The following is a 21,663-nucleotide window of genomic DNA, read 5'->3' as shown; positions in this document are numbered from 1 at the left end:
GCTGTTTTAACCGGAAACTGATATGGCTGAACCCCGTTTTATACATCTGCGTGTCCACAGTGACTACTCAATGGTTGATGGTCTGGCGAAGACCGGGCCGCTGGTAAAAAAAGCTGCCTCATTAGGTATGCCAGCCATCGCCATTACCGACTTCACCAATCTGTGCGGGTTAGTGAAGTTCTATGGCACAGCGCATGGTGCCGGGGTGAAACCGATTATCGGCGCTGATTTTAACGTTGCCAGTGAGCTGATGGGCGATGAACTCACTCAGCTTACCGTTCTGGCGGCCAATAACACCGGTTATCAGAACCTGACGTTGTTGATTTCACGCGCTTATCAGCGCGGCTACGGCATTGCCGGCCCGGTGATTGATCGTGACTGGCTGGCTGAGTATCAGGAAGGCTTGATTCTGCTTTCCGGTGGTCGCCGTGGTGATGTGGGGCGTAGCTTGCTGCGCGGCAATAACGCACTGGTAACGCAGTGCCTGGCGTTTTATCAGCAACACTTTCCTGATCGCTATTATCTCGAACTGACACGTACGGGCCGCCCGGATGAAGAAAGCTATCTGCACTCCGCAGTAGAACTGGCGATAGCGCAAGGTGTGCCGGTGGTGGCGACCAATGAAGTTTGCTTCCTGAATGAAGACGATTTTGATGCACATGAAATTCGTGTGGCAATCCACGACGGTTATACGCTGGACGATCCTAAGCGCCCACGTAACTACAGCCCTCAGCAATATATGCGTAGCGAAGCGGAAATGTGCGAGTTGTTCTCGGACATCCCGGAAGCGCTGGAAAATAGCGTAGAAATTGCTAAGCGTTGTAACGTCACGGTGCGTCTCGGTGAATACTTCCTGCCGCAGTTCCCCACCGGTGATATGACCACTGAAGACTTCCTGGTGCTGAAATCGCAGGAAGGTCTGGAAGAACGTCTGGAGTTTCTGTTTCCCGACCCGGCAGTACGCGCCGAGAGGCGGCCGGAATATGATGAACGTCTGGAGATTGAGCTCAACGTTATTAACCAGATGGGTTTCCCCGGTTACTTCCTGATCGTTATGGAGTTTATCAAGTGGTCGAAAGATAACGGCGTACCTGTGGGGCCAGGACGTGGTTCCGGTGCCGGTTCGCTGGTGGCCTATGCGCTAAAAATCACCGACCTTGATCCGCTGGAATTTGACCTGCTGTTCGAACGTTTCCTTAACCCGGAACGTGTGTCGATGCCTGACTTTGACGTCGACTTCTGCATGGAAAAACGCGATCAGGTGATTGATCACGTAGCAGAAATGTACGGTCGTGATGCGGTATCGCAGATCATTACCTTCGGTACCATGGCGGCTAAAGCGGTTATCCGTGACGTAGGCCGCGTGCTGGGTCATCCCTATGGTTTCGTCGATCGCATCTCCAAACTGGTGCCACCCGATCCGGGCATGACGCTGGAAAAAGCCTTTGCTGCCGAACCGCAACTGCCGGAAATCTACGAGGCAGATGAAGAGGTTAAAGCGCTGATCGATATGGCGCGTAAGCTGGAAGGTGTCACGCGTAACGCCGGTAAACACGCCGGTGGTGTGGTGATCGCGCCGACCAAAATCACCGATTTTTCCCCGTTGTATTGCGATGAAAACGGCAATCATCCGGTGACGCAGTTTGATAAGAATGATGTGGAATACGCGGGGCTGGTGAAGTTCGACTTCCTCGGCCTGCGTACACTCACCATTATCGATTGGGCGCTGAAGATGATAAACCCGCGTCGCGAGAAGCAGGGGCTGGAACCGATTGATATCGCTGCCATTCCGCTCGATGACAAAAAGAGTTTTGACATGCTGCAACGCGCGGAAACCACCGCGGTGTTCCAGCTTGAATCGCGCGGCATGAAAGATCTGATCAAACGTTTGAAGCCGGACTGCTTCGAAGACATGATCGCACTGGTGGCGTTGTTCCGTCCTGGTCCGTTGCAATCAGGCATGGTGGATAACTTTATCGACCGTAAGCATGGTCGTGAAGCGATCTCTTATCCGGATATTGAGTGGCAGCACGAGTCGCTGCAACCGGTGCTGGAACCTACCTATGGCATCATTCTTTACCAGGAACAGGTCATGCAGATCGCCCAGGTGCTATCCGGTTACACCCTAGGCGGCGCGGATATGTTGCGTCGTGCGATGGGTAAAAAGAAACCGGAAGAGATGGCGAAGCAGCGCTCGGTGTTCCAGGAAGGCGCAGAGAAGATGGGCGTCAACGGCGAGCTGGCGATGAAGATCTTTGACCTGGTGGAAAAATTCGCCGGTTATGGCTTCAACAAATCGCACTCCGCAGCCTACGCACTGGTTTCTTATCAAACGCTGTGGCTGAAAGCACACTACCCGGCAGAATTTATGGCGGCGGTAATGACCGCTGATATGGATAACACCGAGAAGGTGGTGGGGCTGGTGGACGAGTGCTGGCGTATGGGCCTCAAGGTTCTGCCGCCGGATATCAACGCCGGGCTTTATCCGTTCCATGTTAACGATGATGGTGAAATTGTTTACGGCATCGGTGCCATCAAAGGGGTGGGTGAAGGCCCGATCGAAGCGATCCTCGAAGCGCGTAATCGCGATGGTTACTTCAAAGAGCTTTTCGATCTCTGTGCGCGTACCGATACCAAAAAGATCAACCGGCGGGTGATGGAAAAACTGATCATGTCCGGGGCGTTTGATCGCTTAGGTCCGCATCGTGCAGCACTGATGAGCTCGCTTAGCGATGCGCTGAAAGCGGCCGATCAGCACGCGAAAGCCGAGGCCATTGGCCAGGCGGATATGTTTGGCGTACTGGCGGAAGAACCGGAGCAGGTGGAGAAATCCTATGCCAGCGTGGCGCCATGGCCGGAACAGATTCAGCTGGATGGCGAACGTGAAACGCTGGGTCTGTATCTCACCGGCCATCCGATTAATCAGTATCTGAAAGAAATTGAACGTTACGTCGGCGGCATGCGCCTCAAGGACATGCATCCGACCGATCGTGGTAAAGTGACCGTCGCGGCGGGGCTGGTAATTTCAGCCCGGACGATGGTCACCAAGCGCGGCAACCGAATTGGTATCTGTACTCTGGATGACCGCTCTGGTCGTCTGGAAGTGATGTTATTTACCGATGCATTGGATAAATACCAGCAATTGCTGGAGAAGGACCGAATCCTGATCGTCAGCGGACAGGTCAGCTTTGATGACTTTAGTGGCGGCCTTAAAATGACCGCCCGAGAAGTGATGGACATTGACGAAGCGCGGGAAAAATACGCGCGTGGTCTTGCTATCTCGCTGACGGACAGGCAAATTGATGACCAGCTTTTAAACCGTCTCCGCCAGTCTCTGGAGCCTCATCGTTCCGGGACTATTCCGGTGCATCTCTATTATCAGAGAGCAGATGCGCGGGCGAAGCTGCGCTTTGGTGCAGCGTGGCGTATTTCGCCCAGCGATCGTTTACTCAACGATTTGCGGTTGTTAGTTGGGTCGGAGCAGGTGGAACTGGAGTTTGACTAAAACAGGAACATTATGAGTCTTAATTACCTGGATTTTGAACAGCCAATCGCTGAACTGGAAGCGAAAATCGATTCGCTGAAATCGATTGGCCGTCAGGATGAGAAACACGATATTAATCTGGATGAAGAAGTGCAGCGTCTGCGTGAAAAAAGCGTCGAGCTGACCCGTAAAATCTTCTCCGATTTGGGTGCATGGCAGGTCGCGCAACTGGCGCGTCATCCGCTGCGTCCTTATACGCTGGACTATGTCCGCAATGCCTTTGATGATTTTGACGAGCTGGCAGGCGATCGCGCCTATGCTGACGATAAAGCCATTGTTGGCGGTATCGCGCGTCTCGATGGTCGCCCGGTGATGATCATTGGTCATCAGAAAGGCCGTGAAACCAAAGAGAAGATTCGCCGCAACTTCGGGATGCCAGCACCAGAGGGCTACCGTAAAGCGCTGCGTCTGATGGAGATGGCGGAACGCTTTAAGATGCCGTTGATCACCTTCATCGACACGCCGGGTGCTTATCCGGGTGTGGGTGCGGAAGAACGTGGTCAGTCTGAAGCGATTGCGCGGAACCTGCGTGAGATGTCTGGCCTGAAAATCCCGGTGATCTGCACCGTGATCGGCGAAGGTGGCTCTGGTGGTGCGTTGGCGATTGGTGTGGGCGATAAAGTCAACATGCTGCAGTACAGCACCTATTCGGTGATCTCACCGGAAGGCTGTGCCTCTATCCTGTGGAAGAGTGCCGACAAAGCACCACTGGCCGCAGAAGCGATGGGTATCACTGCCGATCGTCTGAAAGAGTTGAAGCTGATCGATACCATCATCCCGGAACCGCTGGGTGGTGCGCATCGTCACCCGCTCGATATCGCTGCGTCGCTGAAAAATCAGCTGCTGGCCGATCTGGCCGATCTCGATGTGCTGAGCACGGAAGAGTTGCTGAACCGTCGTTATCAGCGTCTGATGAGCTACGGCTACGCCTGATGCTGATTTGATCAAAACAAGCGGACTCCGGTCCGCTTTTTTTACGTCTGAACAACAGCAGAGCATTCTGACGGCCAGCTTCCCCCACTTTTCGCTATCATTATTCAGTGCCACAACACCACAGGAGGTGAGCATTGAATATTCTTGCGATCATGGGAGCGCACGGCGTTTTCTACAAAGATGAACCGATTCGTGAGCTGGATGCTGCGCTGAAGCTACAGGGGTTTCAGACCGTCTATCCCACCAATGCCAGCGATCTGCTCAAGCTGATTGAGCAAAATCCACGCATTTGCGGCGTAATTTTTGACTGGGACGACTACAGCCTGGAATTATGCAGCGAGATCAATCAGCTCAATGAATATCTGCCGTTGTATGCCTTTATCAACACCCATTCGCAAATGGATGTCAGCATCAACGAGATGCGCATGGCGCTGCATTTCTTTGAGTATGCATTAAGTGCCGCCGACGATATCGCACTGCACATCCGGCAGTACACCGATGAATACATTGATAAAATCACACCTCCGCTGACTAAAGCGCTGTTCACCTATGTCAAAGAAGGAAAATATACCTTCTGTACGCCGGGCCATATGGGGGGCACGGCGTTTCAGAAAAGCCCGGTCGGCAGCCTGTTCTATGATTTCTTTGGGGCTAACACGCTAAAAGCGGATATCTCCATTTCGGTCACAGAGCTGGGTTCACTGCTCGATCACACCGGCCCGCATCTGGAAGCAGAAGAGTACGTAGCGCGTACCTTTGGTGCCGAGCAAAGCTACATGGTGACCAATGGCACCTCGACTTCAAATAAGATCGTCGGTATGTATGCGGCCCCGGCGGGCAGCACGGTGTTGATCGACCGCAATTGTCATAAGTCACTGACGCATCTGCTGATGATGAGCGATATTATTCCGCTGTGGCTGAAGCCTACGCGCAATGCACTGGGAATTCTGGGGGGTATTCCGCAGCGCGAGTTTACGCGCGACAGCATCCAGCACAAAGTTGATGCAACGGCTCGCGCCAGTTGGCCGGTACATGCGGTGATCACCAACTCAACCTACGATGGCCTGTTGTACAACACGCAATACATCAAACAAACGCTGGATGTGCCCTCGATCCACTTCGATTCGGCCTGGGTGCCCTACACCAATTTTCACCCGATCTACGCCGGTAAAAGCGGTATGAGCGGCGATCGTGTGCCAGGCAAGGTGATCTACGAAACGCAGTCAACGCATAAACTACTGGCAGCTTTTTCGCAGGCTTCACTCATTCACATTAAAGGTGATTACGATGAGCAGACTTTCAACGAAGCCTACATGATGCATACCACCACCTCGCCGAATTACGCGATAGTTTCCTCAATCGAAACGGCAGCGGCGATGCTGCGGGGTAATCCGGGTAAACGGCTGGTCAATCGTTCGGTAGAGCGGGCGTTGCATTTCCGTCGCGAGATCCAGCGCTTGCGCGAGGAGTCTGACGGCTGGTTCTTTGATATCTGGCAGCCGGAGCAGGTTGATGAAGCGGAATGCTGGCCGATCCAGCCCGGTGAAGAAGAGTGGCACGGCTTTACTCAGGCCGATCGCGATCATATGTATCTCGATCCGATCAAGGTAACCATCCTGACGCCGGGTATGAGTGAGTTGGGCGTAATGACGGAGGAGGGGATTCCGGCGGCGCTGGTGGCAAAATTCCTCGACCAGCGGGGTGTGGTGGTGGAAAAAACCGGGCCATATAACCTGTTGTTCCTGTTCAGTATCGGTATTGATAAAACCAAAGCAATGAGCGTACTGCGCGGCCTGACGGAGTTTAAACGTGCCTACGATCTCAACCTTCGGGTAAAAAACATGTTGCCGGACCTGTATGCCGAAGATCCCGATTTCTACCGCAACATGCGAATTCAGACTCTGGCGCAGGGCATCCATCAGTTGATCCTGCAACATGATCTCCCTCGCCTGATGCTGAAAGCATTTGATGTCTTGCCGGAGATGAAGATGACGCCCCATCAGGCCTTTCAGCAGCAGGTGAAAGGACAGGTGGAAACGGTAGACATACGTGAGCTGGTGGGCCGAATTTCAGCCAATATGATTTTACCCTACCCACCGGGCGTGCCGCTGGTGATGCCGGGGGAAATGATCACCGAGCAAAGCCGCGCGGTGCTAGATTTCCTGCTGATGCTCTGTACCATCGGGCGGCACTACCCTGGCTTTGAAACCGATATCCACGGTGCCACCCTGACGGAGGATGGACGCTATCTGGTTCGGGTATTAAAAGGCGAGAACGATCATTAACTTCGGACAAAAGCCTCTTTTCAGCTGGCCGCCTGCCGCGTAAGGTAGGCGGCAAATCAGAAAACCGGAGCCGCTATGCTGCAAATTAAACAGATCCACCACATTGCCATTATCGCGACGGATTATGCGCGCAGTAAGGCGTTCTATTGTGATGTGCTGGGCTTTGAATTGCTGAGGGAGTTTTACCGGGCGGAGCGTGATTCCTGGAAGGGCGATCTCGGCCTGAATGGGGTGTACACCATTGAGCTGTTCTCCTTTCCGTCGCCACCGGCACGCGTCAGCCAGCCGGAAGCCTGTGGTTTACGCCATCTGGCGTTCTGCGTTGAGGATGTTGAACAATCGGTCGCGGCGCTGGCAGAGAAAGGCGTGGTTTGTGAACCGGTTCGTATCGATGCCCTGACCGGTAAAGCCTGTACTTTCTTCTCAGACCCGGATGGTTTGCCGCTGGAGCTGTATCAGGCGTAAAATACCACCGTCGCGAGCCGCAATCAGGTGGCTCGCTTTCACGGAACGCGCCATGTCTTTGTCCCATCTTGCTGCACTGCTGACACCCGACGCCCGCTATGTGCTGGCGTTCAGCGGTGGGCTGGATTCCACCGTTCTGCTGCACCAATTGGTTTGCTGGCAACAGCAGCACCCGCAGCTTCACTTGCGCGCCTTACATGTTCATCATGGTTTAAGCCCCAATGCGGATGGCTGGGCGGCGCATTGCCAGCAAATTTGCCAGCAATGGGGTATCCCCTTAGCGGTGTTGCCTGTTCAGGTCGATGGTCGCGAGCAGGGGATAGAAGCCGCAGCCCGTGAGGTACGTTACCAGGCGTTGTTTCAGCAGTTGCAGCCCGGTGAGTGCTTACTTACCGCCCAGCACCTTGATGATCAATGTGAAACCCTGTTGCTGGCGCTAAAGCGTGGCAGCGGTCCGGCGGGGCTGGCAGGGATGCCTGCGCAACGTTCCCTCGGAGAAAAGCAGCATCTGCGTCCGCTGTTAGGGATCAGCCGTCAGCAGCTGGAAGCCTGGGCGGCAGAACATCAACTGCGCTGGATTGAAGACGAGAGCAACGCTGATTGTCGCTACGATCGCAACTTTCTGCGTCAGCGGGTGATCCCTGAGTTGCAGGCGCGCTGGCCGCATTTTAGCGCTGCCGCTGCACGCAGTGCCGCACTGTGCGGTGAGCAGGAGCAACTGCTGAATGAGCTGCTGGCGGAGCAGCTCACACAGCTTACGGATGAGCAGGGCCGGCTGACCTTCACGTCTCTGTTGAGCATGAGCGAAGCACGTCGCCATGCGTTGCTGCGTCGCTGGATTGCCCGGCAGGGAGGGGCGATGCCTTCGCGTGATGCCTTGTTACGTATCACCCGTGAAGTCATGCAAAGCCGGGAAGATGCAAAACCCTGCCTGAACTTTGGCTCTTTCGAGCTACGCCGTTATCGCCAGCACCTTTACTGGCTGCCACCGCAGATCTCCCTCAGTCAGCACTTACTTACCTGGGATGACCGTTCACAGCCGCTGCAATTACCTGATCAACTGGGTGAATTGCAGGCGCGCCCTGAAGTCCCACAGTTACGTTTTCCCGCCGCAGATGAACAAGTAAGCGTGCGTTTTCAGGCGCAGGGCTATTTTCACCTGCAGGGTCGGACGGGCGGGCGCGAGATGAAAAAGCTATGGCAGGAAGCCGGTATTCCACCGTGGCAGCGCGAACGCATTCCACTGATTTACTACAACCAGACGTTAATCTGCGCCCCGGGTTTATTTATCATCCGTGAAGGCGCGGCCAGTAATGAGCAAGGCTGGCAGGCGATTTGGTTAAAACAACAATAAAACGGAGAGCAATGATGAAACACTGGATCGCGGCGGCGTTTTTAGTCGTGGCACTGCCTGCACTGGCCGACGGTGATATCAAGGCAGGTGCGCAGAAAGCCGCCAGCTGTATGGCATGCCACGGTGCTGAGGGAAAAAGCGCAGTGCCTTTGTATCCTAATCTGGCCGGGCAGCATGCGCCTTATCTGCTGCATTCCCTGCAGGCATACAAAAAAGGCGAGCGTAGTGGCGGTCAGGCTGAAGTCATGAAGGCGTTTGTGGCTGGGTTAAGTGATGAGGATATGGCCGATTTGGCGGCGTATTACAGTTCGCTACAACCGTAAATGAGGGGGGCGGGATGTGAAACTTCCCGCCCATTGGAAGGTTACTCGTCTTCGCTGACGATGACGGTGCCCAGCTCAGGATGACTGAAGCTGGCGATGTGATCGAGCCGCAGCTCGCGTGTTTCACCGGAGAGGTCGACAGCAAGATACTCAACGTTTTTACGTGAGACCATGTCCACGGCTTTCGCCTTGAGCTGTTCGCCGCTTTTCAACTCCAGCGACAGCGTCCAGTGTTTTTGGCAGGCGAGTTCCAGGTTGTCGTAGTCATCGCAGTTGATGGGTTTGTAGGCTTCATTCGTCAACATAGTCGCTCACCAATAAGTTCGCAGCGGCATAGGCTGCCTGTTCCCTGACAGAAGAGTTTAGCGCAGAATTAGCGGCAATATCATTGAGTGCATTCAGCGCACATCCAATGGCGTCTGGCACATACCCCAGGTCGCCGCTGCCAATCTCGGCATATTTCTGGCGAACTAACTCACAATACTTTTGCACATTCACCTCCTCAGCAGAGTATCAATACTCTGGTTGATAGGTGACTATATCACAGGCATTTCATTGAAATCAGCCAGGCAACAGCGTGAAGCACGCAGAGAAAAACATGAAAGTGACAAAATTCGCTGGTCCTGAGCATGAGTCATGAGCACAAAAGGTTAAGTTGATGAACAGGTTATTACGCGGTATCTCCCCCCAACAGGCAGCAGGTGACAGATGATTGTATTGTCACGCTCCGTTTCACTGCCGGAAAATGAGGTTGAGCTGAGTGCCATTCGTGCGCAGGGTGCAGGTGGACAGCATGTAAATAAAACTTCTACCGCCATTCATCTGCGTTTTGATATCGCAGCATCGTCGCTGCCACCGTTCTACAAAGAGCGTCTGCTGGCAGCCCGCCACCATCTGATCACCGATGAAGGGGTGGTGATTATCAAAGCTCAGGAGTACCGCAGCCAGGAAATGAATCGTGAGGCGGCTGTGCAGCGATTGATTAACCTGATTCGGGAACTCACTACCGTGGAGAAAGTACGGCGTGCCACTCGTCCAACACGCGCATCGAAAGAACGGCGGCTGGAAGGTAAAGCGCGGCGGAGTAGCACCAAGTCGTTGCGGGGGAAAGTACGCTAAAAAAAAGCGCCTCCGGAGGGAGGCGCCTGGGGACATTACTTGTTCAGAGCCTTTGCCAGGAAATCAACGATTTCGCTGTGCTTAATCATCTCTTTCTCACTGGCAGAGCGCGCTTTGTACTCGATCTCTGCGTTATCGAGGTTGCGGTCGCCAATGACGATGGTGTGTGGCACACCAATCAGTTCCATATCGGCAAACATCACGCCCGGACGCTCTTTACGGTCATCCAGAATCACGTCGATGCCTTTAGCACGCAGGGTGTTGTACAGCTCTTCCGCGACTTCTTTCACACGGAAAGATTTGTGCATATTCATCGGCAGAATCGCGACTTCAAACGGCGCCAGCGCGGCTGGCCAGATGATGCCACGATCATCATGATTCTGCTCAATGGCGGCTGCAACAACGCGGGTAATACCGATACCGTAGCAACCCATGGTCATGACCTGATTACGGCCATCTTCGCCCTGGACTGCTGCTTTCAGTGCGTCTGAGTACTTGGTGCCAAGCTGGAAAATGTGGCCGACTTCGATACCACGCTTAATCAGCAGTGTACCTTTACCGTCCGGGCTTGGATCGCCAGCAACGACGTTACGGATATCTTCCACGCGCGGTTCTGGCAGGTCACGGCCCCAGTTAATACCGCTCAGGTGTTTACCATCGATGTTAGCACCCGCGCAGAAATCGCTGGTTTTCGCCACGGTACGATCCGCAATGACCGGCATGGTCAAACCTACCGGGCCGAGGGAGCCCGGGCCTGCGCCCAGCACTGCACGGATTTCAGCTTCAGTTGCCATTTCCAGCGGAGCAGCGACGATATCCAGCTTCTCGGCTTTCACTTCGTTCAACTGGTGGTCGCCACGCAGCAACAGGGCAACCAGCGCATGGCCGCTTTCTGCTGTGCCTTTCACGAACAACGTTTTAACGGTTTTCTCAATCGGCAACTGATGTTGCTCAACCAGTTCGGCGATGGTCTTAGCGTTCGGCGTGTCGAACTGCACCATTTCCTGCGTCGGCTGCGGGCGTTCACCTGCCGGTGCCAGTGCTTCAGCTTTCTCAATGTTGGCCGCGTACTCAGATTCGCTGGAGAAGATCACATCATCTTCACCGCTCTGGGCCAGTACCTGGAACTCATGCGAAGCGCTACCGCCAATCGAACCGGTATCGGCCTGCACGGCACGGAAATCCAGCCCCATACGGCTGAAGCTCTGGCTGTAGGCGCGATACATTGCGTCATAGGTTTCCTGCAGCGATTCCTGAGAAACGTGGAACGAGTAAGCATCTTTCATGATGAACTCGCGCGAACGCATCACACCGAAGCGCGGACGGACTTCGTCACGGAATTTGGTCTGGATCTGATACAGGTTGAGTGGCAGCTGTTTGTAGGAGCTTAACTCGTTGCGAATCAGGTCAGTAACGACTTCTTCATGCGTCGGACCCAGCACGAACGGACGATCGTGACGGTCTTTAATACGCAGCAGTTCGGGGCCATATTGCTCCCAACGGCCACTCTCTTCCCACAGATCGGCTGGCTGAACCACTGGCATGGAGATCTCAATCGCGCCAGCGTTGTTCATCTCTTCACGCACGATGTTTTCAACTTTTCTCAGTACGCGGATGCCGGTCGGTAACCAGGTATAGAGTCCTGAAGCCAGTTTGCGGATCATCCCGGCGCGCAGCATCAGCTGGTGGCTGATGACTTCCGCATCGGAGGGCGTCTCCTTCAGAGTGGAGAGCAAATATTGAGTAGTACGCATTGATTACGATTCCAGTTATACGGAAGGTCACTGACAAAAAATTTTGCTGGCGGCTAGTGTACCAGCGAGATCAGCCACTCAAAAGCGGGTTTTAGCGCGGATCGATCGCGACCACCTCTGTACCTGCCTCATCAATCCGCCAGCGCACATTAAAATCGAGCAGCCATGCGGCATATTCGCGACAGGCTTCCTCTCCTTTGCGATACGCCGGACGGGGATCCTGCGCCAGCACATCGCTGATAAAACGCGTCAGATGAGGATGTTGTTGCTGGTGTTGCTGAAGTTGCGTCAGTGCGAGCGGGGAGAAACGCACCGGCATTGAGGCTTCAGGCGCGGCCTGCGCGAATCCAGCGCGTGCATCAGGCAAGGCCTCGGCAAACGGCAGATAGGGTTTGATATCGACAACCGGCGTACCATCCACTAAATCGAGGCTACCAAGTTGTAAAATGACCTGCTGCTTCTCACAGCGAATATCTTTGAGTTCAACCAGCGACATACCGATAGGGTTCGGGCGAAAGGTTGAACGTGTGGCAAATACCCCCATGCGTGCATTGCCACCAAGGCGTGGCGGACGCACGGTGGGACGCCAGCCACCTTCCATCGTCTGATGAAAGATAAACAGCACCCATAAATGGCTGAATGCTTCCAGGCCACGTACCGCTTCAGGCTGATTATAAGGCGGCAGCAGATGCAGCTCACCACCGCCATCCTGCACCAGACCGGGCTGGCGCGGGACGGCAAATTTCTCTTTCCACGGTGAGCGGATCACACCGATTTGCGCAAAGGCAAACTCACTCATTGATTGGCGACTTTCAGTGCAGAACCCTGACAGATGGCCTGACGATAGCAGCCCGGGGTGGTGGAGACGATTTCGCATTTGTGCAGCAGCACGGCGTTCGCTTTCATTCCTGCGGCTCTCTGTTGCAGGCGTTTACGGGCGGTATTGATATTCGGTGGTGAATCCTGATTGCTGTTCTGGCAATCATCGCCGGAGACTTCGCCCAGATCGCGGAACGGTTTGCTGACCAGGTCGGTCGCATCAGTATAGATCTTCACCGGGGCCGGGCGCGGAGCAGGTTTGCGTTCCGGCTCGCTGGATTGCTGCTGCGGGCGCGATGAAGCACTGCTTATCGGGTGATATTCACGCACACACCCGGTTAGCATCAATGCTAACAAGCAGAGCGGTAAAAAACGCATGGCAACATCCTCATGTTTTAAAAAGTGGCGTTATTGAAACAAGGACAACGGTAAATAACAAGTCAGGTGCCACAACCGGCAAAAGAAAGGGCGGCCGAAGCCGCCCTGCAAGGTATGAAGGGGGAGGGATTACCAACCCTTCACAGCACCGCCATTGAAGATTTTGTTCGCTGCTTCAGCAACTTCGTCAGACTGGTAAGCCTCGACAAATTTTTTCACGTTTTCAGCGTCTTTATTATCTTCACGGCTAACGATCAGGTTCACGTACGGTGAATCTTTATCTTCTACGAAGATACCGTCTTTAGCCGGAGTCAGGCCAATCTGGCTGGCGTAGGTGGTGTTGATCACGGCCAGCGCAATCTGCTGATCGTCCAGTGAACGCGGTAACTGCGGCGCTTCCAGCTCAACAATCTTCAGGTTTTTCGGGTTTTCGGTGATATCCAGCGAGGTTGGCAGCAGACCAACACCGTCTTTCAGTTTGATCAGGCCCACTTTCTGCAGCAGCAGCAGTGAACGGCCGAGGTTAGTCGGGTCATTCGGAATGGCAATCTGTGCGCCGTTCTGCAGTTCATCCAGAGATTTGATCTTTTTGGAGTAACCGGCAATCGGGTAAACGAAGGTGTTGCCAACCGGTACCAGTTTATAACCACGATCTTTGATCTGCTGATCCAGATACGGCTTGTGCTGGAAGGCGTTGACGTCAATATCACCTTTGCTCAACGCTTCGTTCGGCAGAACGTAATCGTTGAAAGTAACCAGCTCAACATCAAGCCCATATTTCTCTTTCGCGACTTTCTGTGCTGTCTCAGCAACCTGCTGCTCAGCACCGACGATCACACCCACTTTAATGTGGTTTGGATCTTTTGCTTTCTGATCGCATCCTGCCAGCGCAATCACGCCAATCAGAGCGCCCACAGCGGCAATCTTTTTAAATGTAAAAGACATATCCTTTCCTTAATAGAGAATTTTGATATTGCTTGCTTACTTATGGGACACAGCACGCACGATGCGGTCGCCACAGAATTGGATTAAATAAACCAGCACAACCAGCAGTACCAGCACGGTATTCATCACAGTGGCGTTATAGCCGATGTAACCATACTGATAGCCAATCTGGCCCAGGCCGCCAGCACCCACGGCACCACCCATGGCGGAGTAACCGACCAGCGTAATCAGGGTAATTGTAGCGGCATTCACCAGTCCCGGCAGGGCTTCTGGCAACAGGACTTTACGGACGATTTGCAAGGGTGTGGCACCCATGGCGCGTGATGCTTCGATTAAACCAGTAGGCAGCTCCAGCAGGGCGTTTTCGACCATGCGGGCGATAAACGGAGCCGCACCGACGGTAAGCGGAACGATAGCCGCCTGCAGACCAATTGAGGTGCCGACGATCGCGCGGGTAAAGGGAATCATCCATACCAGCAGAATAATGAACGGAATCGAACGGAAGATATTCACCAGCGCAGAAAGTACGCGATACAGCGCTCCGTTCGCCAGAATCTGGCCCGGACGCGTGACGTACAGCAGAACGCCAACCGGCAGACCGAGCACAAAACCAAAAAAGCCGGAGACGAAGGTCATCATCAGCGTTTCCCAAATGCCACGTCCCAGCAGCCACATCATCGCTTCAGACATAACCCAGTACCTCTACTTTCACGTGGTTCTCTTTTAGCCAGATAATCGCGGCTTTGGTATCTTCTTCATTACCGTCCATTTCGGCCAGCATAATGCCGAACTTCACGCCACCGGCGTAATCCATCTGCGCACTAATAATGTTGTTGTTAACGTTGAAGCGGCGTGCCGCTTCCGACAGCAGTGGGGCATCGACCGACTTGCCGGTAAATTCCAGACGTAATAAAGGTACGCTTCCCGCTACAGGTTGTGCGGACATACGTTGCTGATAGTCGTCAGGAATATCGAGATGCAGCGTTGACTGAATAAACTGCTGTGCCAGCGGTGTTTTCGGATGAGAGAACACTTCACTTACGCTGTCTTTCTCGATAAGTTCACCATTGCTGATGACAGCTACCTGATCACAGATGCGCTTCACAACGTCCATCTCATGAGTGATCAAGAGAATGGTCAGGCCGAGACGACGGTTAATATCCTTCAGCAGCTCCAGGATGGAACGCGTAGTGGCTGGATCCAATGCGCTGGTGGCTTCGTCGCACAGCAGTACCTTAGGATTGCTTGCCAGTGCACGAGCAATCGCCACACGTTGCTTCTGGCCGCCGGACAGATTGGCTGGCCAGGCGTCATGCTTATCCGCCAGTCCAACCAGCTCCAGCAATTCGCTGACGCGTTTCTTAATCTGTTCACGTGAAAGATTACCCAGCTCCAGCGGCAAAGCGACATTGCCGGAGACGGTGCGCGAGTTCATTAGATTAAAATGCTGGAAGATCATGCCAATCTGGCGGCGAGCCAGAGTCAGTTGACCACCTGAGAGCGAGGTCAGATCCTGACCACCGACGACCACACGGCCAGAAGTGGGGCGCTCCAGCAAATTGACGCAGCGAATGAGTGTACTTTTACCGGCACCGGATGAACCGATGACGCCATAAATCTGTCCGGCAGGCACATGCAGGCTGACGTTTGACAACGCCTGAATAGTGCGTGAACCTTGCTGGAACACTTTGCTAATATTTTCTAGTTTAATCATTAGGTTAATTATTATCGTGTTGCGTTATCCGTGGTGTTTCGGTTTTCATCGGTCTGAGCCATATGAAATCAGGATGGATGTTAAGGCATCCAGACGGCTAAATCAACGAAAGTCATTCAATCTGCCATTCTCTCATTATGCGCAATCATGCCATACTGAGCGGCAATTTTTGCAGCAGGAGTTTCTACGTGGCGAACAAAGTCCCGGCTATTTTTCTTGATCGTGATGGCACATTGAATGTCGATCACGGCTATGTTCATGAGATCGATAATTTTCAGTTTATTGAAGGCACCATCGAGGCGCTGCAGGCGCTGAAAAAAATGGGCTTTGCATTGGTATTGGTGACTAATCAGTCGGGCATTGCGCGCGGCATGTTTACGGAAGACCAGTTTATGCAGCTGACCGAGTGGATGGACTGGTCGCTGGCAGACCGTGATGTTGATCTCGACGGTATCTATTTTTGTCCGCATCTGCCGGATGCGACTGTGGAAGCTTATCGTCAGCAATGTGATTGCCGGAAACCACAGCCTGGCATGCTGCTTTCGGCGCAGGAACATTTGCATATTGATATGGCCGCTTCTTATATGGTGGGTGACAAACTGGAAGATATGCAGGCAGCGCAGGCGGCTGGTGTAGGTACTAAAGTGCTGGTGCGCACTGGCAAACCGGTGACGGCGGAAGGCGAAGCGGCGGCAGATTGGGTAATTGATAGCCTGGCTGACCTGCCAGCACGCATTAAAAAGGGCTAAAAACGGGCCTTTTGCACAAATTTCAGCCGAACAGTAAAAAAGTTGAAATTTGCGCTTGCGCTTCGTCAGAGTCTCCCTATAATGCGCCTCCACTGACACGGCAAAGCGGCAACGCAGACGGGTCAGAAAGGGACGAAGTGATTCATCCCGCCGGAGAAAATCGCTGAAAAAAGTGATTGACTCTGAAGGAGGAAAGCGTAATATACGCCACCTCGCGACAGACGGTTAACCCGCTGCTCGCACTGCTCTTTAACAATTTATCAGACAATCTGTGTGGGCACTCGCAGGATTGATATCAAAAGTCTACGGACTTAAAAAATATCAAGTCTCAAGAGTGAACACGTAATTCATTACGAAGTTTAATTCTTTGAGCATCAAACTTAAATTGAAGAGTTTGATCATGGCTCAGATTGAACGCTGGCGGCAGGCCTAACACATGCAAGTCGAACGGTAGCACAGAGGAGCTTGCTCCTTGGGTGACGAGTGGCGGACGGGTGAGTAATGTCTGGGGATCTGCCCGATGGAGGGGGATAACTACTGGAAACGGTAGCTAATACCGCATAACGTCGCAAGACCAAAGTGGGGGACCTTCGGGCCTCACACCATCGGATGAACCCAGATGGGATTAGCTAGTAGGTGGGGTAACGGCTCACCTAGGCGACGATCCCTAGCTGGTCTGAGAGGATGACCAGCCACACTGGAACTGAGACACGGTCCAGACTCCTACGGGAGGCAGCAGTGGGGAATATTGCACAATGGGCGCAAGCCTGATGCAGCCATGCCGCGTGTATGAAGAAGGCCTTCGGGTTGTAAAGTACTTTCAGCGGGGAGGAAGGCGGTGGAGTTAATAGCTTCATCGATTGACGTTACCCGCAGAAGAAGCACCGGCTAACTCCGTGCCAGCAGCCGCGGTAATACGGAGGGTGCAAGCGTTAATCGGAATTACTGGGCGTAAAGCGCACGCAGGCGGTCTGTCAAGTCGGATGTGAAATCCCCGGGCTTAACCTGGGAACTGCATTCGAAACTGGCAGGCTGGAGTCTCGTAGAGGGGGGTAGAATTCCAGGTGTAGCGGTGAAATGCGTAGAGATCTGGAGGAATACCGGTGGCGAAGGCGGCCCCCTGGACGAAGACTGACGCTCAGGTGCGAAAGCGTGGGGAGCAAACAGGATTAGATACCCTGGTAGTCCACGCCGTAAACGATGTCGACTTGGAGGTTGTGCCCTTGAGGCGTGGCTTCCGGAGCTAACGCGTTAAGTCGACCGCCTGGGGAGTACGGCCGCAAGGTTAAAACTCAAATGAATTGACGGGGGCCCGCACAAGCGGTGGAGCATGTGGTTTAATTCGATGCAACGCGAAGAACCTTACCTGGCCTTGACATCCACGGAATTTGGCAGAGATGCCTTAGTGCCTTCGGGAACCGTGAGACAGGTGCTGCATGGCTGTCGTCAGCTCGTGTTGTGAAATGTTGGGTTAAGTCCCGCAACGAGCGCAACCCTTATCCTTTGTTGCCAGCGATTCGGTCGGGAACTCAAAGGAGACTGCCGGTGATAAACCGGAGGAAGGTGGGGATGACGTCAAGTCATCATGGCCCTTACGGCCAGGGCTACACACGTGCTACAATGGCGCATACAAAGAGAAGCGACCTCGCGAGAGCAAGCGGACCTCATAAAGTGCGTCGTAGTCCGGATTGGAGTCTGCAACTCGACTCCATGAAGTCGGAATCGCTAGTAATCGTAGATCAGAATGCTACGGTGAATACGTTCCCGGGCCTTGTACACACCGCCCGTCACACCATGGGAGTGGGTTGCAAAAGAAGTAGGTAGCTTAACCTTCGGGAGGGCGCTTACCACTTTGTGATTCATGACTGGGGTGAAGTCGTAACAAGGTAACCGTAGGGGAACCTGCGGTTGGATCACCTCCTTACCTGAAGATACCTTCCTTCGAAGTGCTCACACAGATTGTCTGATGAAAACGTAATGAGCAAGACGGCTGCGAAGTCGTGACACATTCGTGTCCCCTTCGTCTAGCGGTTAGGACTCCGCCCTTTCACGGCGGCAACAGGGGTTCGAATCCCCTAGGGGACGCCACTTGCTTGGTGACAGGTGAAAGGTGTCGCTGCTCAGTATCTCAAAACTGGCTTACGAGTCACGTTTGAGATATTTGCTCTTTAACAATCCGGAACAAGCTGAAAATTTGAAACGACGCGTTGTTTCATTTCTCCGTAATAAGAAATGAAAGCGGCGCGTTCGAGTCTCTCAAAAGCTTGCGATTCATAAGCGTTGCAAAACGCCTGTGGGTTGTGAGGTTAAGCGACTAAGCGTACACGGTGGATGCCCTGGCAGTCAGAGGCGATGAAGGACGTGCTAATCTGCGAAAAGCGCCGGCAAGGTGATATGAACCGCAACAGCCGGCGATGTCCGAATGGGGAAACCCAGTGCACTTGTGCACTATCGTTAACTGAATACATAGGTTAACGAGGCGAACCGGGGGAACTGAAACATCTAAGTACCCCGAGGAAAAGAAATCAACCGAGATTCCCCCAGTAGCGGCGAGCGAACGGGGAACAGCCCAGGACCTGAATCAGTTTGTGTGTTAGTGGAAGCGTCTGGAAAGTCGCGCGATACAGGGTGACAGCCCCGTACACGAAAATGCACGGACTGTGAGTCCGACGAGTAGGGCGGGACACGTGGTATCCTGTCTGAATATGGGGGGACCATCCTCCAAGGCTAAATACTCCTGACTGACCGATAGTGAACCAGTACCGTGAGGGAAAGGCGAAAAGAACCCCGGCGAGGGGAGTGAAACAGAACCTGAAACCGTGTACGTACAAGCAGTGGGAGCACCCTTTGGGGTGTGACTGCGTACCTTTTGTATAATGGGTCAGCGACTTATATTCTGTAGCAAGGTTAACCGCATAGGGGAGCCGAAGGGAAACCGAGTCTTAACCGGGCGTTAAGTTGCAGGGTATAGACCCGAAACCCGGTGATCTAGCCATGGGCAGGTTGAAGGTTGGGTAACACTAACTGGAGGACCGAACCGACTAATGTTGAAAAATTAGCGGATGACCTGTGGCTGGGGGTGAAAGGCCAATCAAACCGGGAGATAGCTGGTTCTCCCCGAAAGCTATTTAGGTAGCGCCTCGTGAACTCATCTCCGGGGGTAGAGCACTGTTTCGGCTAGGGGGCCATCCCGGCTTACCAACCCGATGCAAACTGCGAATACCGGAGAATGTTATCACGGGAGACACACGGCGGGTGCTAACGTCCGTCGTGAAGAGGGAAACAACCCAGACCGCCAGCTAAGGTCCCAAAGTCATGGTTAAGTGGGAAACGATGTGGGAAGGCACAGACAGCCAGGATGTTGGCTTAGAAGCAGCCATCATTTAAAGAAAGCGTAATAGCTCACTGGTCGAGTCGGCCTGCGCGGAAGATGTAACGGGGCTAAACCATGCACCGAAGCTGCGGCAGCGACACAATGTGTTGTTGGGTAGGGGAGCGTTCTGTAAGCCGCTGAAGGTGGACTGTGAGGTCTGCTGGAGGTATCAGAAGTGCGAATGCTGACATAAGTAACGATAAAGCGGGTGAAAAGCCCGCTCGCCGGAAGACCAAGGGTTCCTGTCCAACGTTAATCGGGGCAGGGTGAGTCGACCCCTAAGGCGAGGCTGAAAAGCGTAGTCGATGGGAAACAGGTTAATATTCCTGTACTTGGTGTTACTGCGAAGGGGGGACGGAGAAGGCTAGGTTATCCGGGCGACGGTTGTCCCGGTTTAAGCGTGTAGGCTTGCATTCCAGGCAAATCCGGAATGCTTTAAGGCTGAGGCGTGATGACGAGCCACTACGGTGGTGAAGTAACTGATGCCCTGCTTCCAGGAAAAGCCTCTAAGCTCCAGGTAACACGAAATCGTACCCCAAACCGACACAGGTGGTCAGGTAGAGAATACCAAGGCGCTTGAGAGAACTCGGGTGAAGGAACTAGGCAAAATGGTGCCGTAACTTCGGGAGAAGGCACGCTGGCATTAGGTGAAGGGACTTGCTCCCGGAGCTGAAGCCAGTCGAAGATACCAGCTGGCTGCAACTGTTTATTAAAAACACAGCACTGTGCAAACACGAAAGTGGACGTATACGGTGTGACGCCTGCCCGGTGCCGGAAGGTTAATTGATGGGGTTATCCGTAAGGAGAAGCTCTTGATCGAAGCCCCGGTAAACGGCGGCCGTAACTATAACGGTCCTAAGGTAGCGAAATTCCTTGTCGGGTAAGTTCCGACCTGCACGAATGGCGTAATGATGGCCAGGCTGTCTCCACCCGAGACTCAGTGAAATTGAAATCGCTGTGAAGATGCAGTGTACCCGCGGCAAGACGGAAAGACCCCGTGAACCTTTACTATAGCTTGACACTGAACATTGAGCCTTGATGTGTAGGATAGGTGGGAGGCTTTGAAGCGTGGACGCCAGTCTGCGTGGAGCCGGCCTTGAAATACCACCCTTTAATGTTTGATGTTCTAACGTAGGCCCGTGATCCGGGCTGCGGACAGTGTCTGGTGGGTAGTTTGACTGGGGCGGTCTCCTCCCAAAGCGTAACGGAGGAGCACGAAGGTTGGCTAATCCTGGTCGGACATCAGGAGGTTAGTGCAATGGCATAAGCCAGCTTGACTGCGAGAGTGACGGCTCGAGCAGGTGCGAAAGCAGGTCATAGTGATCCGGTGGTTCTGAATGGAAGGGCCATCGCTCAACGGATAAAAGGTACTCCGGGGATAACAGGCTGATACCGCCCAAGAGTTCATATCGACGGCGGTGTTTGGCACCTCGATGTCGGCTCATCACATCCTGGGGCTGAAGTAGGTCCCAAGGGTACGGCTGTTCGCCGTTTAAAGTGGTACGCGAGCTGGGTTTAGAACGTCGTGAGACAGTTCGGTCCCTATCTGCCGTGGGCGCTGGAGAATTGAGGGGGGTTGCTCCTAGTACGAGAGGACCGGAGTGAACGCACCACTGGTGTTCGGGTTGTCATGCCAATGGCATTGCCCGGTAGCTAAGTGCGGAAAAGATAAGTGCTGAAAGCATCTAAGCACGAAACTTGCCCCGAGATGAGTTCTCCCTGACCCCTTGAGGGTCCTGAAGGGACGTTGAAGACGACGACGTTGATAGGCCGGATGTGTAAGTGCAGCGATGCATTGAGCTAACCGGTACTAATGACCCGTGAGGCTTAACCTTACAACGCCAGAGGCGTTTTGGTTGAGAGACCAGAGAAGATTTTCAGCTTGATTCATCCGGATAGATTCGTGCG

General features: G+C 53.6%; 16 protein-coding genes, 1 tRNA gene and 2 rRNA genes. 11 read left to right on the top strand and 8 right to left on the bottom strand.

All coding sequences use genetic code 11. The annotated features are described in order from the left end of the window. Positions 1-22: 22 nt before the first annotated feature. The 6 genes from dnaE to PW844_RS24160 all read left to right on the top strand — a co-directional run bounded on the left by dnaE (position 23) and on the right by PW844_RS24160 (position 8,904). The gene (gene dnaE, locus PW844_RS24185) at positions 23-3,505 is read left to right on the top strand and encodes a DNA polymerase III subunit alpha (RefSeq protein WP_299457289.1); all 3,483 of its coding nucleotides are present in this window, start codon (positions 23-25) and stop codon (positions 3,503-3,505) included. A gap of 12 nt (positions 3,506-3,517) precedes the next feature. Then, on the top strand, positions 3,518-4,477 hold the full coding sequence (gene accA / locus PW844_RS24180) for an acetyl-CoA carboxylase carboxyl transferase subunit alpha (protein ID WP_299457286.1): 960 nt from the start codon (positions 3,518-3,520) through the stop codon (positions 4,475-4,477). A 134-nt stretch (positions 4,478-4,611) separates the two neighbouring features. Continuing rightward, a complete protein-coding gene (locus PW844_RS24175; protein ID WP_299457283.1) occupies positions 4,612-6,762 on the top strand; it encodes a lysine decarboxylase LdcC in 2,151 nt (716 codons plus the stop codon). Positions 6,763-6,837: 75 nt separating this feature from the next. Beyond that, entirely contained in the window at positions 6,838-7,227 is a 390-nt protein-coding gene (locus PW844_RS24170; RefSeq protein WP_299457281.1) for a VOC family protein, read from the top strand. A 52-nt stretch (positions 7,228-7,279) separates the two neighbouring features. Then, on the top strand, positions 7,280-8,581 hold the full coding sequence (gene tilS, locus PW844_RS24165; protein ID WP_299457279.1) for a tRNA lysidine(34) synthetase TilS: 1,302 nt from the start codon (positions 7,280-7,282) through the stop codon (positions 8,579-8,581). A gap of 14 nt (positions 8,582-8,595) precedes the next feature. Beyond that, positions 8,596-8,904: a cytochrome c gene (locus PW844_RS24160; RefSeq protein WP_299458300.1), complete on the top strand. Its 309-nt coding sequence runs from the start codon at positions 8,596-8,598 to the stop codon at positions 8,902-8,904. Between the two features lie 41 nt (positions 8,905-8,945). On the opposite strand, the gene rof is transcribed toward PW844_RS24160, so the two are convergent. Further along, on the bottom strand, positions 8,946-9,209 hold the full coding sequence (gene rof, locus PW844_RS24155; RefSeq protein ID WP_084872879.1) for a Rho-binding antiterminator: 264 nt from the start codon (positions 9,207-9,209) through the stop codon (positions 8,946-8,948). Beyond that, positions 9,196-9,396 (bottom strand): YaeP family protein, encoded by a 201-nt coding sequence (locus PW844_RS24150; RefSeq protein WP_013507964.1) that lies wholly within the window; start codon positions 9,394-9,396, stop codon positions 9,196-9,198. The genes rof and PW844_RS24150 overlap by 14 nt, the downstream gene beginning before the upstream one ends. Before the next feature lie 216 nt (positions 9,397-9,612). Between PW844_RS24150 and arfB the strand changes: the two genes are divergently transcribed. Continuing rightward, the gene (gene arfB / locus PW844_RS24145) at positions 9,613-10,023 is read left to right on the top strand and encodes an alternative ribosome rescue aminoacyl-tRNA hydrolase ArfB (protein WP_084872881.1); all 411 of its coding nucleotides are present in this window, start codon (positions 9,613-9,615) and stop codon (positions 10,021-10,023) included. Between the two features lie 35 nt (positions 10,024-10,058). Here the strand turns inward: arfB and proS are convergent, their stop codons facing one another. The 6 genes from proS to metN form a co-directional block, all read right to left on the bottom strand. Next, complete coding sequence (gene proS / locus PW844_RS24140; RefSeq protein WP_299457276.1) at positions 10,059-11,777, bottom strand: proline--tRNA ligase; 1,719 nt, start codon at positions 11,775-11,777, stop codon at positions 10,059-10,061. Between the two features lie 91 nt (positions 11,778-11,868). Then, complete coding sequence (gene tsaA / locus PW844_RS24135) at positions 11,869-12,576, bottom strand: tRNA (N6-threonylcarbamoyladenosine(37)-N6)-methyltransferase TrmO (protein WP_299457275.1); 708 nt, start codon at positions 12,574-12,576, stop codon at positions 11,869-11,871. Next, positions 12,573-12,974 carry an Rcs stress response system protein RcsF gene (rcsF, locus tag PW844_RS24130; RefSeq protein ID WP_299457274.1) on the bottom strand — a complete coding sequence of 134 codons (402 nt, stop codon included), beginning with the start codon at positions 12,972-12,974 and terminating at the stop codon, positions 12,573-12,575. The genes tsaA and rcsF overlap by 4 nt, the downstream gene beginning before the upstream one ends. Positions 12,975-13,103: 129 nt before the next feature. Next, positions 13,104-13,919, bottom strand: a complete 816-nt coding sequence (locus tag PW844_RS24125) for a MetQ/NlpA family lipoprotein (RefSeq protein WP_084872890.1) — start codon at positions 13,917-13,919, stop codon at positions 13,104-13,106. A 36-nt stretch (positions 13,920-13,955) separates the two neighbouring features. Beyond that, complete coding sequence (locus PW844_RS24120) at positions 13,956-14,609, bottom strand: methionine ABC transporter permease MetI (RefSeq protein WP_013507970.1); 654 nt, start codon at positions 14,607-14,609, stop codon at positions 13,956-13,958. After that, complete coding sequence (metN, locus tag PW844_RS24115; protein ID WP_299457268.1) at positions 14,602-15,633, bottom strand: methionine ABC transporter ATP-binding protein MetN; 1,032 nt, start codon at positions 15,631-15,633, stop codon at positions 14,602-14,604. The genes PW844_RS24120 and metN overlap by 8 nt, the downstream gene beginning before the upstream one ends. Before the next feature lie 188 nt (positions 15,634-15,821). Here metN and gmhB point away from each other — a divergent pair, with 188 nt between their 5' ends. The 4 genes from gmhB to PW844_RS24095 all read left to right on the top strand — a co-directional run bounded on the left by gmhB (position 15,822) and on the right by PW844_RS24095 (position 21,590). Then, entirely contained in the window at positions 15,822-16,382 is a 561-nt protein-coding gene (gene gmhB / locus PW844_RS24110) for a D-glycero-beta-D-manno-heptose 1,7-bisphosphate 7-phosphatase (protein WP_084872894.1), read from the top strand. A gap of 382 nt (positions 16,383-16,764) precedes the next feature. After that, a 16S ribosomal RNA gene (locus PW844_RS24105) occupies positions 16,765-18,306 on the top strand. 89 nt (positions 18,307-18,395) lie between these two features. After that, a tRNA-Glu gene (locus PW844_RS24100) sits at positions 18,396-18,470 on the top strand. Between the two features lie 216 nt (positions 18,471-18,686). Further along, positions 18,687-21,590: ribosomal RNA gene (locus PW844_RS24095) — 23S ribosomal RNA — on the top strand. Together the 16S and 23S rRNA genes with 1 tRNA gene alongside form the textbook arrangement of a ribosomal RNA operon. The last annotated feature ends 73 nt before the right edge of the window (positions 21,591-21,663 follow it).

Origin of the sequence: Pantoea sp. (genome assembly GCF_028283705.1) — a bacterium.
Lineage (GTDB): Bacteria > Pseudomonadota > Gammaproteobacteria > Enterobacterales > Enterobacteriaceae > Pantoea.
The sequence above is the reverse complement of the archived record's forward strand: the minus strand, read 5'-3'. Positions and strand labels throughout refer to the sequence as shown.

What these genes read in the sequence shown, in the direction of transcription:
- proS (WP_299457276.1), bottom strand. Translation starts at nt 11,777, where the DNA reads ATGCGTACTACTCAATATTTGCTCTCCACTCTGAAGGAGACGCCCTCC.
- tilS (WP_299457279.1), top strand. Translation starts at nt 7,280, where the DNA reads ATGTCTTTGTCCCATCTTGCTGCACTGCTGACACCCGACGCCCGCTAT.
- PW844_RS24160 (WP_299458300.1), top strand. Translation starts at nt 8,596, where the DNA reads ATGAAACACTGGATCGCGGCGGCGTTTTTAGTCGTGGCACTGCCTGCA.
- rof (WP_084872879.1), bottom strand. Translation starts at nt 9,209, where the DNA reads ATGTTGACGAATGAAGCCTACAAACCCATCAACTGCGATGACTACGAC.
- dnaE (WP_299457289.1), top strand. Translation starts at nt 23, where the DNA reads ATGGCTGAACCCCGTTTTATACATCTGCGTGTCCACAGTGACTACTCA.
- PW844_RS24120 (WP_013507970.1), bottom strand. Translation starts at nt 14,609, where the DNA reads ATGTCTGAAGCGATGATGTGGCTGCTGGGACGTGGCATTTGGGAAACG.
- arfB (WP_084872881.1), top strand. Translation starts at nt 9,613, where the DNA reads ATGATTGTATTGTCACGCTCCGTTTCACTGCCGGAAAATGAGGTTGAG.
- metN (WP_299457268.1), bottom strand. Translation starts at nt 15,633, where the DNA reads ATGATTAAACTAGAAAATATTAGCAAAGTGTTCCAGCAAGGTTCACGC.
- rcsF (WP_299457274.1), bottom strand. Translation starts at nt 12,974, where the DNA reads ATGCGTTTTTTACCGCTCTGCTTGTTAGCATTGATGCTAACCGGGTGT.
- accA (WP_299457286.1), top strand. Translation starts at nt 3,518, where the DNA reads ATGAGTCTTAATTACCTGGATTTTGAACAGCCAATCGCTGAACTGGAA.
- PW844_RS24170 (WP_299457281.1), top strand. Translation starts at nt 6,838, where the DNA reads ATGCTGCAAATTAAACAGATCCACCACATTGCCATTATCGCGACGGAT.
- tsaA (WP_299457275.1), bottom strand. Translation starts at nt 12,576, where the DNA reads ATGAGTGAGTTTGCCTTTGCGCAAATCGGTGTGATCCGCTCACCGTGG.
- PW844_RS24125 (WP_084872890.1), bottom strand. Translation starts at nt 13,919, where the DNA reads ATGTCTTTTACATTTAAAAAGATTGCCGCTGTGGGCGCTCTGATTGGC.